Source organism: Mesorhizobium salmacidum (SeqCode) (assembly GCF_037179605.1).
Classification (GTDB): domain Bacteria; phylum Pseudomonadota; class Alphaproteobacteria; order Rhizobiales; family Rhizobiaceae; genus Mesorhizobium; species Mesorhizobium salmacidum.
This window is the reverse complement of record NZ_JAPYKS010000018.1, coordinates 71185-87631: the sequence shown is the minus strand read 5'-3', so window position 1 is coordinate 87631 and position 16447 is coordinate 71185. Positions and strand designations below refer to the sequence as shown.

Here is a 16447-nt window from a genome sequence, read left to right as displayed (position 1 = left end):
GTCCTATCTTTGTAATATCACCAAAACACGGCCACAGCTACGTTTTGCCTCATTCAACGTTCCAAGAGGATTTCATCATGAGTGAGCTGAATTTCGTGACTGTCGGCGACGGCACGCGCATCGCCTACCGCTTCGACGGCGACGCCGGGAAGCCTGTGCTGGTGCTGTCCAACTCGATCGCCACCATGCTGCATATGTGGGATGGGCAGGTCGGCGAGTTGTCCAGACATTTCCGCGTTCTGCGCTACGACTTTCGCGGCCATGGCGGGTCGAGCACGCCAGTCGGCGCCTATTCACTCGACCGGCTTGGCCGCGATGTGATCGAACTCATCGATGCGCTCGGCCTTGGGCGCGTGCATTTCCTCGGCCTGTCGCTGGGCGGTTTCGTCGGGCAGTGGCTCGGCATCCACGCGCCCGAGCGGATCGACCGGCTGATCCTGAGCAACACCTCGTCCCATCTCGGGCCGGCAAGTTATTTCGACGAGCGGATTGCCGTCGTGCGACAGGCGCCGGACATGTCGGAAACCGCCGACGTGTTCCTCAACAACTGGTTCCCCGCGGACATGGTGGCGGCCAACGAACCCCTCATCGAGGAATTCCGCGCTATGCTGCTTGCGATCGACCGGCAAGGCCTGGCCGGCCTGTTCGCGGCGGTTCGCGATGCCGACCTTCGCCGCACGGTGGCGCTGATCTCCCGGCCGACACTGGTGATCGCCGGCGAGCACGACACGGTGACGGCGGCGAGCCATAGCGAACTGATCGCGGCCGCTGTCCCCGGGGCGAAGCTTGTCGTGCTGCCCGCGGTCCACCTGTCGAACGTGGAATACCCCGCCGAGTTCATGCAGGCCGTGCTCGATTTCCTGCGCTGAGCCGGAGCAGGGCGCCGTGGGTACGTCTCACGGCTCCTTGCAGATCGGCAGCGGCTGCGCAGGTGGTGCGGGATGATCCTTCTTGTACTGGGCGATGACAGGCTCGAGCATTTTTCGCGGCCAGAATTTCGGCTTGCCGATTTCCTTCAGGCACGATGCGTTCCAGTAGGTGCCTGAAGCGGAACGGCCGCTGGCAACGGCGGCGATATCGCGCGATTCCGGATAGATGTAGAGCGTCGTCGGATTGTCCTTCACCATCGAGATGAGTTGCGCGGCATCGGCCGGCGACCAGCTGGTGCAACCATTGCTGCGGCCGCCGGCATAGTCCACCAGTTTGCCGAACGGCACGAAGCCGTCATGGTCGGCATAGGAACTGTTCGGGGTCTTGCGCATGCACATGGTGCGCAGCACTTGCGCCGCGTGGCCGCCGATCACGCGCTGCCTTGCGTTGGCGACTTCGCCTTCACCGTCGAACTGGATGAAGGTGCGCTGGAAAGCCACGTCCTGTTTCGCGCCGGTGCGATAAAAGCCCTTGAACGAGGTTTTCGCTTCGCGGGTCATGTAGGCGCCGCCGGCGGTCAGTTCCGAATCCATGGCATTGCCGAAGTTCTTCGCGCAGCGCCTGCCGTTCGAAAAATCGACGGTGCCTTTCAGGTTCCGGCCGCCGCCGTGACCCGACGAAATCGCGCGAAACGACTGGCTGGCTTCGCATACGACATAGTAGCGGCGCCCGAGCACGCCATTGCCCAGATCGCCGGGACGGGTGGCATCCATGGCGAAGTAGCAGGGGTTCCGGACGGCGCCCTGCGCCACCTTCTTCAGGTAAAGCGCGCGTGCCCGCTCCAGCACGACTTGTGAGATCTGGCCATCGCCGTTGCCGACATGGGCCTCCAGCCAGGCCGGAATGGCGGATGGCGCGGCAAAGGACCGGGCCGATGCCATTAAGGCAACGATGATGACAAGAAGACTGAGGGCGACGACACCCAGCGGGACAGATCTCAACCGCACCGTACCCATTCTCCTGCCGAAGCCCTTTGTGATTCCCCGCGGAATCACCAGAGGACGATCATAAGACGCGGGGTGTCGTCAAGGCGAAACACATCTTGTTTAGCGCGTCGGCAAGTATGCGCGAAGAGACCAGGCCGACGCGCAACCATCCATAAGCTGCCATGCCGGGCCAAGGCTTGGGGCGGAGGCCTGCAAACGTCCCCAATTTTCGATCCGCCCGGATTGCGCTTCCAGCCGGCTTGAGCGCCCTGCTGTCGAAGGTTATGCCTGCCTCATTTATCAGGAGGCATCGATCATGGTCGAGATCGTGAAACCGGCGCTTGAACATCTGCCGTCCTACAAGGCGGCGCTCGAGCGCGGCTGGTCGCCGGACAATGTGCGGCTCCTGGAGGCGACGCGCGAGCAGCTCGCGGCCATAGAAGAAAATCCCATGGCGTTCCTCGCCGACCTCGATGATCCCGAGGCCAAAGGGCCGCCCATCGCCTTGCCCGACGGCACGCAGGTGCCGCGCCTGCCGGGCTTCCGCCGCTGGATCTGGGACGGCGAGGCGTCGGGCTCGATCGGCTTTCGCTGGCAGAAGGGCACGGCGGAACTGCCGCCGCACGTGCTTGGCCATATCGGCTACGCGGTGGTGCCGTGGAAGCGGCGGCGCGGCTACGCCACCGAAGCGTTGCGGCTGATGCTGGACGAGGCGAGGGCGGTCGGCCTGCCCTATGTCGTGATCACCGCCAAGCCGGGCAATCCGGCCTCGCACAAGGTGATCCTGGCCAATGGCGGCAAGCTCGTCGAGCGCTTCGTCGAGGACGCCGCCTATGGCGGGGCGGAGAGCCTGCGGTTCCGGATCGAGCTGTAGGCCTATCGCCTTTCGGCCTGGTCGCGCAGCCAGTCGGCGAGCGATGCGCGGTGCGCGCCGGCCCTGCCGGTGAAAGCCTCGGCGGAGAGCATGGAATTCAGCACCGCCTCCTGCGTCGCTTCCGCCGCCGCCCGGAAGAGAATGTCGATGCGTGCTTCGTTGAGCGCGACCAGCGGCACCAGATCGCGGGTTTCATCGTGGTCGACCGGGTTGCCGGTGCTGAAGGCAATGGCTATGTCGCCGCTGCCATTGCCCCAGAAGGAGCCAAGCCTGGCGATGCCAGCCCCAGTGCGGCGCGCCACGCGCTTGAGCTGGCGGTGTTCGAGCGGCACGTCCGTCGCCAGAACGATCATGATCGAGCCGCGTTCGGCCTCGGCCTGCCGCCTGGGGTCGGGCCGGCGTCCATCGGGCAGGACGAGGTCGCCGGGCCTGCCGAAATTCGACAGGACGAGGACGCCAAGATTATGTCCCTCGCCAAGCGCGATCTTCCTGGAAGCCGAGCCTATGCCACCCTTGAAGCCGAAGCAGCTCATTCCCGTTCCGGCGCCGACATTGCCCTGCTCGACCGCGCCCTCACGGGCATCCGCCAACGCGGCAAGGGCATGCTCCTCCGATATCGCCAGGGCCTGGATGTCGTTCAGCGCACCGTCATTGCATTCACCGACCACCGGATTGACCGTTCCGGTGGTGCGGCCGATATCCGGGTTCTGGCGGATGGCGTCACGGATCAGCGCCGTGGCGCAGGTGCCGACCGAGAGCGTGTTGGTCAAGAGAACGGGCGTCTCGATGGTGCCGAGTTCCTGCACCTGCGTCAGCCCGACCGTCTTGCCGAAGCCGTTGATGACATGGCTTGCCGCCATCACCTTGCCGCGGAACAGGTTTCCGCCATGCGGCAGGATCGCGGTCACGCCGGTGTTGATGTCGCCGTCGCGCAGCGTGCAGTGACCGACGCGCACGCCAGGCACGTCGGTGATCGCGTTGTGCGTGCCCGTCGGCAAGGTGCCGCAGGTCAGGCCGAAATCGGCGACAGTCCTTGCCATGTTATTCGGCGGCGGCCGGTACCGGCGGGCTGATGTCGCTGCGCCGTTCCCAAAGATGGGAGAGGACAGCCACAATCACGGCGACCAGCATGGCAAACGCGCCAACAACCGGCAAGCTGCGATAGCCGTAGCCGGCATTGAGCATGGCGGCGCCGAGCGACGCGGCCAGCGCGATGCCGATATTGAAGCCGGACGGAATGAGCGACGCGGCGAGGCCGGAGGCGTCGGCCGTCCAGGACAGGATGCGGGTCTGGATCGGGGTGCCGATGGCGAAGTTGAGACCGCCCCAGACGATGATCGCGACAACCATCGGCACGGGGTAGGGGCTGACGGCATATATGACGGCCAGCGTCACCGCCTGCAGGGCGAGCATGGTGATCAGCGACGGCATCAGTTTCCAGTCCGACAGTTTGCCGCCGAGGAAGACGCCAAGCGTGGCGCCGACGCCGTTGAGCAGCAGCACCCAGGGCACCAGGTTTTCGTCGAGCCCTGTCACCTCCAGCAGCGTCGGGGTGATGTAGGTGAACAGGCAGAACTGGCCGAGCATCAGCATCAGCATCAGGATCAGCGAGGTCCAGACCTGCTGGCGCGCCAGCACGCGGACCTCGCTGGCTAGGCTCGCCGCCTTGGCCTGATATCCGGTCGTGCGCGGCAACAGGGCCGCCATGGCCAGAGTTGCCGCCACGCCCAGTGCGCCCATCACCCAGAAGGTCGCGCGCCAGCCCCAGATGTTGCCAATGGCGGTGCCGGCCGGCACGCCGATGACGTTGGAGACGGTGAGGCCCGACAGGATGACGGCGACCGCCATGCCACGCTGATCCTCGCGCACCAGGCCGACGGCGACCACCATGGCGACGCCGAAATAGGCGCCATGCGCGACTGCCACGGCAATGCGCAGCAACAGCATCGAGGTGAAGTCGGGCGCCAGCGCGCAGGCCGCCTGGCCCAGGGTGAAGGCGACGGCGAGGCCGAGCAGCAAGGTCTTGCGCGGCAAGGACTTGGTGGCGAGCGCCAGCAGCGGGCCGCCGATGGCGATGCCGCAGGCATAGCCGGAGACGAGATAGCCGGCGGAAGGAACCGAAACGCCAAGCCCTTGCGCCACCTGCGGCAGCACGCCGGCGATGACGAATTCGGTGGTGCCGAAAGCGAAGGCGGCGATGAACAGGGCGATGAGCGGCAGCGACATGAGCAGAAACCCCCGAAATACAGGGCTCAAACCATGGATAGCCCGGGCAGGCAATCCAGAAATTGTCACGGTCGCTTTAGCTTTTCTTGACCAGATCCGTTGGGCACCGGTCCCGTCAGGTCACGGACTTACGTCCGTAAGGAACCTTCAGCCACGCCCGCTCGTGAAAATAATAAAGCAGCGACTTGGTGAAGACCTCCGTTACACCGATGGCGGCCGCAATCTTGACGCTTCCGGTCACCACCAGCGAGATTATCATCGTATCGATGGTGCCGGTCACCCGCCAGGAAAGCGCCTTGGCGAAACTGCGCGAATGGGTTTCCATCGATTTCCTCCCGGTGGAAACGGATTCTTAGCCGACGGATGGGTGGTTAAGCAAAGACTAATTTGGCCGTTCACGGCTGGAATGCCTACCCCTTGTTGCCAAGGTGGATGCCGCCGCGGCGAATCGTTGTCGCCTAGCTGGCCTTCAGCCGTGACCCCGTGAGCAGGCCGCGCTCTTCCAGCACGGGATAGGCCATCGAGGCCAGCAGCGAGTTGATCTGCTTCAGGTCGCGGATGGTATCGAGGTGGATCGAACTGGTTTCGACGCTTTTGGCGGTGCCTTCGCGCAGCCGCAGGAAATGGCTGGCGCTGGTTTCTTTTTCGCGGTCGCGCAGCTGGTCCTTCTCCAGCACCAGCTGGCGTGCGGTTTCGGCATCGCGCGAGACCAGCACGTTGAAGGCAAGCCGGGCATTGGCCAGCACCGAGGCGTGGAAGGCGCACAATTCGCTCCAGCCTTCGTCAGTGAATTCCAGCCCGCGTTCGAATTTCTTCTTCACATGGACCAGCATGTTGCGCACGACGATGTCGCCGACCTGCTCGAGCTTGACGCAGGCGCCGATCAGCTCCTGGCAGCGCAGCGCCTCGTCTTCGGTCATCGGGTTCCTCGTGACCTTGGCGAGGTAGAGCTTTATGGCCGCGTGCCTGCGGTCGACACGGTCGTCGAGCGCCGCCAGCGCCTTGATCTTGTCCGAGTCGGCGTCCTCATAGAGTTCGATGATACGCTTGAGCATGATTTCGACCGTCTCGCAGACCCGCACCACCTCGCGTGTGGCGTTGGCCAGAGCCTGGCTCGGCACATCGAGCGCGCTTTCGTTGAGCGCCGACAGTTCGACGACGTCGAGCGTGGCGGCCGGCGCCGGCTTGGCTCCGAGTGCCACGATCCTTTCGGAGGCTCGGTAGACCAAACCGGCCAGCGGCAGGCCGGCGAGCAGGATGATCACGTTGAACAGGATATGGGCGTTGACGATCTGATCGGCCGCCGTCGGGCCGAGGAAGGCGACATGCGGCCGGAAGATCATGAACAGGATCAGCATGACCAGCGAGCCCAGCCCGCGCATCAGGAGGTTGCCGACCGGCACGACGCGGACTTCGGGGCTGGCCGAGCGTGTCAGCATCGGCGCGATGAGCGATGAACCGAGATTGACCCCAAGGATGAGGACGAGGCCGAGTTCGGGGCTGATCAGACCGCGGCCGGCCAGCGTGGCCATCAACAGCACCGCCGCGATGCTCGACTGGAACAGCCAGGTGATCATTGCCGCCAGCAGGTAGGCGGTGATGGAATCGGTGGAGAAGTAATTGAGGATGACCGGCAGCAACTGGCTGTTGCGCAGCGGCTCGGACGCCTGGCCGATCATTTCGAGGGACAGGATCAAGAGGCCTATGCCGACCAGGATGCGGCCGATCTGGCGCCAGTCGCGCCGCTCGGTGGCCATGAACATCACCGTGCCTGATGTCAGGCAGAGCGGCACCAGCAGCGTGAGATCGAAGGTCAGCAGCTTGACCACCAGAGCCGAGCCGATCTCGGCGCCACGCACGGCCAACTGGCCGGCGGCGCCCGAGACGATGCCGGAACCGGCGAAGGAGCCGACCAGCAAGGTGACGGCGGTCGAGCTTTGCAGCGCGATCGCAAGGCCGGTGCCGGCCAGCACCGCCATGATCGGATTGCGCATGGTGGCCCGCAGACGATGACGCAGCACGTCGCCATAGGCGCGTTCGACGCCGGTCTTGACCATGCGGGTGGCAAACAGCATCAGCGCGACCGCGCCGGCCAGATGCAGAAGGACGACCGAGCCGCTCATCGCCGCGCCTGCGCGCGGGCATGGCCCACGCTTCGGGCAGCATGGCGACAGGGGGCGAAGACGAGGGCACGAATCATGGTCATGTCAGCCTTGGAATATAGCCGGAATATTTTAGCCGGATAATAAAAATTTGTCGATTTCAAGGGCCGCCGCGAGGCGACAGCCGGTGTCGGAAAATGGACGGGCCCGCAAATGGTTGCATGGTCCTAAGCCGTGGATTCGGCCGGATCCGCGACGCTTTTGGCGCCCTTCTTTGCGATGATGTTCAAATCTTTGGATTAACCGGCGGAATTCATTACATAATTGTAATGCTGGCGTTCAGTTTCGGTTCATCCCCTGGCCGCTATTCCCCTGGGCATCGACAACCAAGGAGACTTCTGATGAAACGCATTGTCCTTTCCGCTCTCGCCTTCTCGATGCTGGCCGCCACCTCGCTCACCGGCCAGGCAGCGCCGATGAACGCGCCAGTGGCGCCGCAGTCGAACTACGCCAAGGTCGACTGGCAGAAGCCCGCCAACCGGGATGTCAAGAAGCGCGTCATCCAGAAGCGGTTCGTCCAGAAGAAAGTGATCGTGAAGCGGAACCACTGGCGCAACGGCCAGAAATATTCCGGCTGGAGGCAGCACCAGCCGATCCGCGATTATGGCCGCTACGGCCTGCATCGTCCCGGCCGCGGCCAGGAATGGATCCGCGTCGGCAATGACTATGTGCTGGTCGGCATCCTCTCCGGCGTCATCTTCGGCGCGCTTGCCGCGCAGTAGTCATCTACGATAGCCGGCATGTCGCCGGCCTTTCGATAGCAGGCGGCCCGCAAGGGTCGCCTTCTTTTGGCTCGTCCTATCCAGTCTCATGCCGACCCACCTTGCTGAAAATATCACAATATGCGATATTTAGACGGTGAAGCGGGTCGTACTTCTACCCTTGGCGGCAAAAGCGTTGCGAAAGCATCGGGTCGATGCCGAGAGGATTTATCGAAGATCGAAACCTATGCCAGGGACGCGAGTACACTTGCAAACAGCGTCAAGGCCTTGCAGGGATCGTCGGCGCTGCGCTTAAAGGGTCGGCGGCTATCGCGTGATCTTCGAAGAGACGGATCAAGAGATCATCGTGACCAAGATCGGACCGCGTGGATCGGTATATGATTGAAGGAAATGCCGGGATGAACAACGTCGCCTATGTCACGACGCCAGGTGGCGAGGAACTGGCCATCCTGCCTCGCAGCGAACTGGAAGCTCTTCGTGAATCGCTGGAGCATGCGCAGGCGCTTGGCGGGTTTCGTGCCGGGCAGCTTCCCGGTCTTACGCCCGATGAAGCACGAGCACTTGTCGGCGCGGTCTCTCCGCTCGCTTTTTGGCGCAGATACCGCAAGCAGACCCAGGCCGTTCTCGCTGCCTCCGTGGGCGTGACCCAGAACTATCTTTCGGATATCGAGAACGGAAAGCGCGGTGGGGACGTCACGCTTTGGCTGCGGATTGCCCGTGCTCTCGAATTGCCGATCGAGAGTTTGGTCGACGACGGCGACTGACCGGCGGTACAGCGGGGTCGCCTTGCCCTGTGGAAACCGGGTATGGCCTCTATTGGCGGTCGTCTGAAATCGCGGGCATGATTATATGGTGACGAAACGAGTTCCCCGATGCGATTTCCGCCCGCCTTCCTTGACGAGATACGCGACCGCGTGCCGATTTCGCAGGTCATCGGCCAGCGCGTTGCGTGGGATCGCAAGAAGACCAATACGTCGCGCGGCGACTATTGGGCCTGCTGTCCGTTCCATGGCGAGAAGAGCCCGTCCTTCCACTGCGAGGACAAGAAGGGCCGTTACCACTGTTTCGGCTGCTCGGTCTCGGGCGACCATTTCAAATTCCTGACCGAGCTCGAAGGACTGAGTTTTCCCGAGGCGGTCGAGAAGATCGCCGACATGGCCGGCGTGCCGATGCCGGTTCGCGACGCACAGGAAGAGCGGCGCGAGCAGGAACGCGCCAGCCTGACCGATGTCATGGAGATGGCGACCGCCTTTTTCCAGGAGCGCCTGCAAGGGCCCGAGGGTGCCAAGGCCCGCGCCTATCTGCGCGATCGCGGGCTGACGCCGGCGACACAGCAGTCGTTCCGGCTCGGCTTCGCGCCCGACAGCCGCAATGCGCTGAAGGAGCATCTGGCGGCCAAGGGTGTGCCGAAAGGCGATATCGAGGCCTGCGGGCTGGTGCGCCATGGCGACGACATTCCGGTCTCCTATGACTGGTTCCGCGACCGCATCATGTTCCCGATCCCGGATTCGCGCGGCAAGATCATCGCCTTCGGCGGCCGCGCGCTGGCTCCCGACGCGCTCGCCAAATACATGAACTCGCCCGATACCGAGCTCTTCCACAAGGGTAACGTGCTCTACAATTTCGCCCGCGCCCGGCAAGCCCTGTCAAAGGGGGCTCTGGCCAAGGGCGGCACGGTCATCGCGGTCGAAGGCTACATGGACGTGATCGCGCTGGCGCAGGCGGGCTTCGAGAATGTCGTGGCGCCGCTCGGCACCGCGCTCACCGAAAACCAGCTCGAACTGTTGTGGCGCATGGCGCCGGAGCCGATGCTGTGCTTCGACGGCGACAAGGCCGGGCTGAAGGCGGCCTGGCGGGCCGCCGATCTGGCGCTGCCATCGGTGCAGGCCGGACGCTCGGCGCGCTTCGCGCTGCTGCCGGAAGGCAAGGATCCCGACGATCTGGTCAAGGCCGAGGGGCCGGAGGCCTTCCGCGCCGTGCTGGCCGATGCGCGGCCGCTGGTCGACCTGTTGTGGATGCGCGAGACGGCGGGCGGCGTCTTCGACACGCCCGAGCGGCGGGCGGAATTGGGACAGACACTGCGGGAACTCAGCAGCCGCATCCGCGACGAAAGCACGCGCTACCACTACCAGCAGGAAATGCGCGAGCGGGTGCTGAGCTTCTTCGGCTCCCAGCGCAATGCGCGGCAAGGCCGTCAGGATGGCGGCCGGCCCGGTCAGCGCGGCCAGGGCAAGCCCGCACCCGGCGGGCAATTCGCCAAGGCAGGCGGCGGGCGCATGGCGATCACCGAAAGCCTCGGCCAGTCGGCGCTGGTCAGGCGCGGCGAGGGGATGTCGGTGCGCGAGGCGACGATCATCGTGGCATTGGTCAACCACCCGGCGCTGATCGACGAGAATTTCGCCCATGTCGAGTTCCTCGACCTCGCCAATTCCGACCTGAGGCGTCTGCACGCCGCCATCCTCGACGCGATGGCGCATGACATGGCCAATGACCGCCACGCCGTGGTGGCGACGATCGAGCGCGCCGGCTGCGCCGAGATCTGGGAGCGCGCCGTCGGCCTGATCAAGCGGGCGCGGCAATGGCCGGCACTTGAGACGGCGGCCCTCGAGGATGCCCGCGACGCTCTGAACCAGGCGTTGCACTTGCAGCGCAGCGCGCGCACCTTACATAAGGAGCTGAAACAGGCGGAAGCGGCCCTCGAAGCGGATCCTTCGGACGAAAACTTCCGCCATCTGATCGAAATTCAGGCGCAATTTCAGGATGTACAAGCGACGGAAGCGCTGATCGAAGGATTTGGTGTTTCGTCGGGCAGGGCTGGGCGAGCCTAAGTGCATGCGAGCGCGAAATGAAGGCGCGGCCACGCTTCCCCTGGGGGCGAGGCGCGCTAAGTCGGGTAATTGATTCGCTTTTTTCATGCGAATCATGCCAGAGGCGCTTGACCTTCGGACAGAATGGCGGAATCAGGACGATTCGAAACGTTAACCCGCACCCGCGTCGACGGGAAACAAGCGATGCAAGGTACTTGATCACTGGACAGGCGGCCCGCCTGACACAGATATCAGGGTTAATCTGGACTTAATGTATGCCGCCCAAGAGTGGAACCCGGTTTTGGGGCAACGGCATGCACCAAACAAAAGAGTGGATGCAGCTCATGGGCCGGGTGAAGCGCGTTTAGAAAAACGGGCGTATCCGATTTAACTGGTCCGACAGCTGACGCGGCCCCCATGGCCGGCCGCTAGGAGAAGATAAAGACTATGGCGACAAAAGAAAAGGAAGAGGTCGAGACCGAACGCGAAGGCGCCACCGATGGGCCCTTGCTCGACCTTTCCGATGATGCTGTCAAGAAGATGATCAAGGCCGCCAAGAAGCGCGGCTATGTCACCATGGACGAGCTGAATTCGGTGCTGCCTTCCGAGGAAGTGACCTCCGAGCAGATCGAGGACACGATGGCGATGCTGTCCGACATGGGCATCAACGTCGTCGAGGATGACGAGCAGGGCGAAGAGGCCGAGGCCGGCGACACAGCCGCCGATGCCGAGGAAGACGCCAACGAGCTTGCCGAGCAGACCGGCACCGCGGTCGCCGCCACCACCACCAAGAAAGAGCCGACCGACCGCACCGACGATCCGGTGCGCATGTATCTGCGCGAAATGGGCTCGGTCGAGCTGCTGTCGCGCGAGGGCGAAATCGCGATCGCCAAGCGCATCGAGGCCGGCCGCGAGACGATGATCGCAGGCCTCTGCGAAAGCCCGCTGACCTTCCAGGCGATCATCATCTGGCGCGACGAGCTCAACGAATCCAAGATCCTGCTGCGCGAGATCATCGACCTCGAAGCCACCTATGCCGGCCCCGAAGCCAAGCAGGCGCCGGTGGTCGAACGTGTCGAGGAAGCGCCCAAGGCCGAGGAAAAGCCGCGCCGCGGACGCGACGATGAAGACGACATCACCAATGTCGGCGCCGATACGCGCGGCATCGGCGACGACGACGAGGAAGACGAGGACGAGGCGAGCCTGTCGCTGGCGGCGATGGAAGCCGAACTGCGCCCGCAGGTGATGGAGACGCTCGACGTCATCGCCGACACCTACAAGAAGCTCAGGAAGCTGCAGGACCAGCAGGTCGAGAACCGGCTGGCCGCCGCCGGCACGCTGTCGCCCAGCCAGGACCGCCGGCTGAAGGAGCTGAAGGACCAGCTGATCAAGGCGGTGAAGTCGCTGTCGCTCAACACGGCGCGCATCGAGGCGCTGGTCGAGCAGCTCTACGACATCAACAAGCGCCTGGTGCAGAACGAGGGCAAGCTTCTGCGCCTCGCCGAAAGCTATGGCGTGCGCCGCGAGGAGTTCCTGAAGGAATATCAGGGCTCCGAACTCGATCCGAACTGGACGCGCTCGATCGCCAACCTGACCTCGCGCGGCTGGAAGGAATTCACCAAGAACGAGAAGGATGCGATCAAGGATCTGCGCGCCGAGATCCAGCACCTGGCCACCGAGACGGCGATCTCGATCCTGGAATTCCGGAAAATCGTCAACCAGGTGCAGAAGGGCGAGCGCGAAGCCGCGATCGCCAAGAAGGAAATGGTCGAGGCCAATCTGCGCCTCGTCATCTCGATCGCCAAGAAGTACACCAATCGCGGCCTGCAGTTCCTCGACCTGATCCAGGAAGGCAATATCGGCCTGATGAAGGCTGTCGACAAATTCGAATACCGCCGCGGCTACAAATTCTCGACCTACGCGACATGGTGGATCCGGCAGGCGATCACGCGTTCGATCGCCGACCAGGCCCGCACCATCCGCATTCCGGTGCACATGATCGAGACGATCAACAAGATCGTGCGCACGTCGCGCCAGATGCTGCACGAGATCGGCCGCGAGCCGACGCCGGAGGAATTGGCCGAAAAGCTCGCCATGCCGCTCGAAAAAGTGCGCAAGGTCTTGAAGATCGCCAAGGAGCCGATCTCGCTCGAAACGCCTGTCGGCGACGAGGAGGATTCGCATCTGGGCGATTTCATCGAGGACAAGATGGCGATCCTGCCGATCGACGCGGCGATCCAGGCCAATTTGCGCGAGACCACAACGCGCGTTCTGGCCTCCCTGACGCCGCGTGAGGAGCGCGTGCTCAGAATGCGCTTCGGCATCGGCATGAACACCGACCACACGCTGGAAGAAGTCGGCCAGCAGTTCTCGGTCACCCGCGAGCGTATCCGCCAGATCGAAGCCAAGGCGCTGCGCAAGCTCAAGCACCCGAGCCGGAGCCGCAAGCTGCGCAGCTTCCTGGATAGCTGAGACCTGCCAATCGCATTGGAGATAAAGGGCGCCACGAGCGCCCTTTTTCATGGCGTGTTCGCTCCTGCGACCCGCGACCTTAGGGAGGATAATTTCGCCTCGGACGCATTTTCTGGGCGACAACCCCGGAAAGCCCGCCCCGGTCGAGGCCGTGTCGACAGACCCACGGCCTGAGTGCCGTGCTCCGTGGCCCCGGAGGGAGGTGTGCCATGACAAGCTACATCGTGCTGATGAACTGGACCGAGCAGGGCGCCAAGAACGTGCGCGAATCCCCGAAGCGGCTCGACGCCGCCAGGAAGCAACTGGGCGAAATGGGCGGATCGTTCAAGGCGTTCTACCTGACCATGGGCGAGTACGACATGGTGGCGGTGGTCGAGGCGCCCGACGACGCGGTCCTGGCGCGTTTCTCGCTGATGCTGGCGGCAGCCGGCAACATCAGGACGCGGACGATGAAGGCCTTCCCCGAATTCGCCTATCGCGAGATCATCACCTCACTTGGATGATGAGGTTTGCGGACAGCCGGATCAGGTGCCGCCTCAACGGCTCTTGATCCGGTGCGCGTTCCGACAGATTTGACAGCTGCCTCGGGACAGGACGCCTCGCCCTGGCGGCCAAGGAGAGATCGCATGAACAATTTTTCGATACTGGCCGTCGGTCTTGCCTTGATGTCGTCGATGCCCATCGACGCCGGCGCCGCGCAAAAACCGGTCGGCATGGCCAATCGGCATCGGTCCACTGCGGTGCGATCGGCGGCCGCTTCGTGGTTAGGAAGGACAAGGCCGGCAACGAATACGGGTTTTGCCGCCTGCCCAGCGGTCGCCTGTGCGAGGAGTGGGCGCTGTTTCGCGACAACAAATGCGTCGGGCCGAAGGCGGCGATGCGCGGCAAGTGACTGGTAGCGGAACCACGCCTTTGCTGACCGTCTGGTACAACACGCGCTGTCCGGTCTGCGATGCCGGCATCGACCGGCAGAAGCGGCGGCTGATCGAGGCGGTCAAGGCCGGTCGGGTCGAATTCCGCGATATCAACCTGGAGCCGCATGCGCTGTCGTCGCATGGCGTCTCGCTGGAGGACATCCGCCGCCGGCTGCATGCCGCCGATGCGGCTGGCAATTTGCTGATCGGCGCCGACGTGGCGATCGCGGTTTTGCTGTTAACGCCCGGCGAGGGCTGGCTGGCGAGCCTGTTCGGCAATCGGCTCATGCTGCCGCTTACCCGCCTTGCCTATGATCGCTTCGCCGACCTGCTCTACGGCTGGAACCGGCGCAAAGGCCGCTGGTAGTCCATTCGCACTCCGTCCATTCCCATCAAGCCTGACGCTTCGATGCCACGATGTCGCTTGGCTCGCATCAGATACATCGTAAGATATATCTTGACTCGACAGCACTGCGCGCCTAACTAAGATATATCGTAAGATAGAACTCAAGGAGCAATCAATGCACAGACACAATCATTCCGATCATCATCATTTTGGCGAGCGCATGTTCATGCACATGGCCGGCAAGTTCGGCGGCAAATTTGGTGGCAGAGGGGGCGGCGGCTTCGGTCCGTTCGGCGGCAGGGGCGGTGGCCGCGGCCCGGGCGACATGTTCCGCGCCGGACGAATGCTCGCCGACGGTGACCTCAAGCTGATCACGCTGTCGCTGCTGGCCGAGGCGCCACGCCATGGCTACGACATCATCAAGGCGCTGGAAGAGCGCACCAGCGGCATCTACAGCCCGAGCCCGGGCGTGGTCTACCCGACGCTGACCTTCCTGGAAGAGGCCGGCTACGCCGTGTCGACGAGCGAAGGCAACAAGAAGGTGTTCTCGATCACCGAGGCCGGGCAGGCGCATCTGGCCGACAACCGCGAAATGATCGACGGCGTGCTCGATCATCTCGAGCGCTTCGGCCGCAAGATGGCCAAGGCGCGCGACTGGTTCGGCTGGAACGATGACGGCGAGGACCGCCGCAGCGGCCGGAGCGGCCGTGGCGAGCGCTCGGAAACGCGCGACGAATTCCGCGCCATCCGCCACCGGCTCCGCGCGGCCCTCGGCGACATCGTCGATGCCCCAGCCGAAAAGCAGGCCGAGGCGATCGCCATTCTGGAAGCCGCCGCCGAAGCGCTGGAAGCGCTGTCGCACCGCTGAGGCGGGCAAGCTTTCCTCTCACCCCGCTTTGCGAGCGCGAGGACGCAGAAAAGCCCGGGGAGACCCGGGCTTTCTCGTCAGGCCGTGCCGGCATCATTCCTTGCCGACATATTCGCTGATCAGCTTTTCGTTGCGCGCCTTCTCGATCTTGGCGGTGGTTTCGGCGGAGATGCGCTCGTCGGTGCGGTACTTGACCAGGTTCACCAGGCTGCCGGTGAGCAGCAGGATGCCCATGGCCCAGTAGCCCTTGGTCGACAGGTCGACCGGCGCCAGCCACAGGGACAGGCCAAGCATGAAGTAGGCGGCGCCGACCGAGACGGTGTTGAACATGATGTAGGTCTGATTGCCGTTCATTGTCGTGTTCCTTTGATTGGATCGAAGTTGGGTTTAATGTGGTCGTGGTCAGGTCCAAAAATCTTCAGTTGATGGTCTTCAGGCGCTCGAGCACGTCCCTGGCGCGCACCTTCACCGCCGGGCCGTGCCCGGCGTCGGCAAGGCGGTCGCGGATCGCGTCATGACGAAGCTCGCCGTCGATTTCGTCGAGAATGCCGGCTTCCTCGAACGGATCGCTGGCTCCCTTGATGCGGGCCAAAAGCCCCTCGGCGTCGCTGAGGCTCGCCGAATGACCGATCGACCTGAAGAGGCGTGACTGCGCCTTGCGCTCGGCATCGATGGCCCGGGCCGAGATCATGCCCTGGTTGAGATCGATGATGCGGCGGTGCGCCCGCTCCACCGAAACGCGCATCCGCAAGGTCTTTTCGCCAAGGCTTTGCACTTTGGCGCGGCGGACCTCGCGTTCATTCTCCAGTTCGGCGATGGCCGCGGCACCGCTTTCGGCCAGCCCGCTGTTGCCGGCGGCCAGCGCGCTGATGGTGCGTGTCTCCAGGTCGGCGTGGCGGCGGTCGAGATGCTCGAGGCCGGCCTGTTCGGCACGCTGGCGCACGATCAGTGAGGCAAGCGTCTGCTTGGCGGCGGCAAGTCCCGCCTCGGCATCGCGGATGCGCTGCGCCAGAAGGTCGATGGCGAAGCGATCCTTCAGGCCGTCCTCGGCCCGTGCGCTGGCGCCGTCGAGCAGTGTTCCGATCAGGCTAAGCATGGTTCTTCTCCCTTCGAAGTTTTCGTGAACAATGTTCACAAACTCAACATAGCGGGCAAATGAAACATTGTTCAAGATGATGAACGCTGTTCACGATATCCGAG

17 protein-coding genes are annotated in these 16447 nt (G+C 63.7%); 10 read left to right on the top strand and 7 right to left on the bottom strand.

What is annotated here, in order from left to right:
• Positions 1-77: 77 nt before the first annotated feature.
• Positions 78-869 carry an alpha/beta fold hydrolase gene (locus O7A60_RS22975; RefSeq protein ID WP_337108119.1) on the top strand — a complete coding sequence of 264 codons (792 nt, stop codon included), beginning with the start codon at positions 78-80 and terminating at the stop codon, positions 867-869.
• A gap of 27 nt (positions 870-896) precedes the next feature.
• Here O7A60_RS22975 and O7A60_RS22970 read toward each other — a convergent pair whose 3' ends face one another.
• On the bottom strand, positions 897-1877 hold the full coding sequence (locus tag O7A60_RS22970) for a hypothetical protein (RefSeq protein ID WP_337108118.1): 981 nt from the start codon (positions 1875-1877) through the stop codon (positions 897-899).
• 295 nt (positions 1878-2172) lie between these two features.
• On the opposite strand from O7A60_RS22970, the gene O7A60_RS22965 reads away from it, so the two are divergent.
• Positions 2173-2730, top strand: a complete 558-nt coding sequence (locus tag O7A60_RS22965; RefSeq protein ID WP_337108117.1) for a GNAT family N-acetyltransferase — start codon at positions 2173-2175, stop codon at positions 2728-2730.
• Between the two features lie 2 nt (positions 2731-2732).
• Here O7A60_RS22965 and O7A60_RS22960 read toward each other — a convergent pair whose 3' ends face one another.
• The 4 genes from O7A60_RS22960 to O7A60_RS22945 all read right to left on the bottom strand — a co-directional run bounded on the left by O7A60_RS22960 (position 2733) and on the right by O7A60_RS22945 (position 7079).
• On the bottom strand, positions 2733-3770 hold the full coding sequence (locus O7A60_RS22960) for a DmpA family aminopeptidase (RefSeq protein WP_337108116.1): 1038 nt from the start codon (positions 3768-3770) through the stop codon (positions 2733-2735).
• A gap of 1 nt (position 3771) precedes the next feature.
• Positions 3772-4956 (bottom strand): MFS transporter, encoded by a 1185-nt coding sequence (locus O7A60_RS22955; RefSeq protein WP_337108115.1) that lies wholly within the window; start codon positions 4954-4956, stop codon positions 3772-3774.
• Between the two features lie 115 nt (positions 4957-5071).
• Positions 5072-5281, bottom strand: a complete 210-nt coding sequence (locus tag O7A60_RS22950) for a DUF2061 domain-containing protein (protein ID WP_027145762.1) — start codon at positions 5279-5281, stop codon at positions 5072-5074.
• Positions 5282-5414: 133 nt separating this feature from the next.
• Positions 5415-7079 (bottom strand): Na/Pi cotransporter family protein, encoded by a 1665-nt coding sequence (locus O7A60_RS22945; RefSeq protein ID WP_140505131.1) that lies wholly within the window; start codon positions 7077-7079, stop codon positions 5415-5417.
• Between the two features lie 380 nt (positions 7080-7459).
• On the opposite strand from O7A60_RS22945, the gene O7A60_RS22940 reads away from it, so the two are divergent.
• The 8 genes from O7A60_RS22940 to O7A60_RS22905 all read left to right on the top strand — a co-directional run bounded on the left by O7A60_RS22940 (position 7460) and on the right by O7A60_RS22905 (position 15247).
• Positions 7460-7840: an RcnB family protein gene (locus tag O7A60_RS22940; protein ID WP_337108114.1), complete on the top strand. Its 381-nt coding sequence runs from the start codon at positions 7460-7462 to the stop codon at positions 7838-7840.
• A gap of 398 nt (positions 7841-8238) precedes the next feature.
• The gene (locus tag O7A60_RS22935) at positions 8239-8604 is read left to right on the top strand and encodes a helix-turn-helix transcriptional regulator (protein ID WP_337108113.1); all 366 of its coding nucleotides are present in this window, start codon (positions 8239-8241) and stop codon (positions 8602-8604) included.
• Between the two features lie 108 nt (positions 8605-8712).
• On the top strand, positions 8713-10668 hold the full coding sequence (dnaG, locus tag O7A60_RS22930; RefSeq protein WP_337108112.1) for a DNA primase: 1956 nt from the start codon (positions 8713-8715) through the stop codon (positions 10666-10668).
• 426 nt (positions 10669-11094) lie between these two features.
• Positions 11095-13119 (top strand): RNA polymerase sigma factor RpoD, encoded by a 2025-nt coding sequence (gene rpoD / locus O7A60_RS22925; RefSeq protein WP_027145766.1) that lies wholly within the window; start codon positions 11095-11097, stop codon positions 13117-13119.
• 209 nt (positions 13120-13328) lie between these two features.
• Positions 13329-13622, top strand: coding sequence for a GYD domain-containing protein (locus O7A60_RS22920; protein WP_140505142.1), 294 nt, complete (start codon positions 13329-13331; stop codon positions 13620-13622).
• A 257-nt stretch (positions 13623-13879) separates the two neighbouring features.
• Entirely contained in the window at positions 13880-14011 is a 132-nt protein-coding gene (locus O7A60_RS22915; RefSeq protein WP_337108111.1) for a DUF333 domain-containing protein, read from the top strand.
• Between the two features lie 20 nt (positions 14012-14031).
• Positions 14032-14400, top strand: coding sequence for a thiol-disulfide oxidoreductase DCC family protein (locus tag O7A60_RS22910; RefSeq protein WP_337108169.1), 369 nt, complete (start codon positions 14032-14034; stop codon positions 14398-14400).
• Between the two features lie 154 nt (positions 14401-14554).
• The gene (locus tag O7A60_RS22905; RefSeq protein WP_337108110.1) at positions 14555-15247 is read left to right on the top strand and encodes a PadR family transcriptional regulator; all 693 of its coding nucleotides are present in this window, start codon (positions 14555-14557) and stop codon (positions 15245-15247) included.
• A gap of 93 nt (positions 15248-15340) precedes the next feature.
• On the opposite strand, the gene O7A60_RS22900 is transcribed toward O7A60_RS22905, so the two are convergent.
• Positions 15341-15601 carry a YiaA/YiaB family inner membrane protein gene (locus O7A60_RS22900; protein ID WP_337108109.1) on the bottom strand — a complete coding sequence of 87 codons (261 nt, stop codon included), beginning with the start codon at positions 15599-15601 and terminating at the stop codon, positions 15341-15343.
• A gap of 64 nt (positions 15602-15665) precedes the next feature.
• The gene (locus tag O7A60_RS22895) at positions 15666-16343 is read right to left on the bottom strand and encodes a PspA/IM30 family protein (protein ID WP_337108108.1); all 678 of its coding nucleotides are present in this window, start codon (positions 16341-16343) and stop codon (positions 15666-15668) included.
• Positions 16344-16447 lie beyond the last annotated feature (104 nt).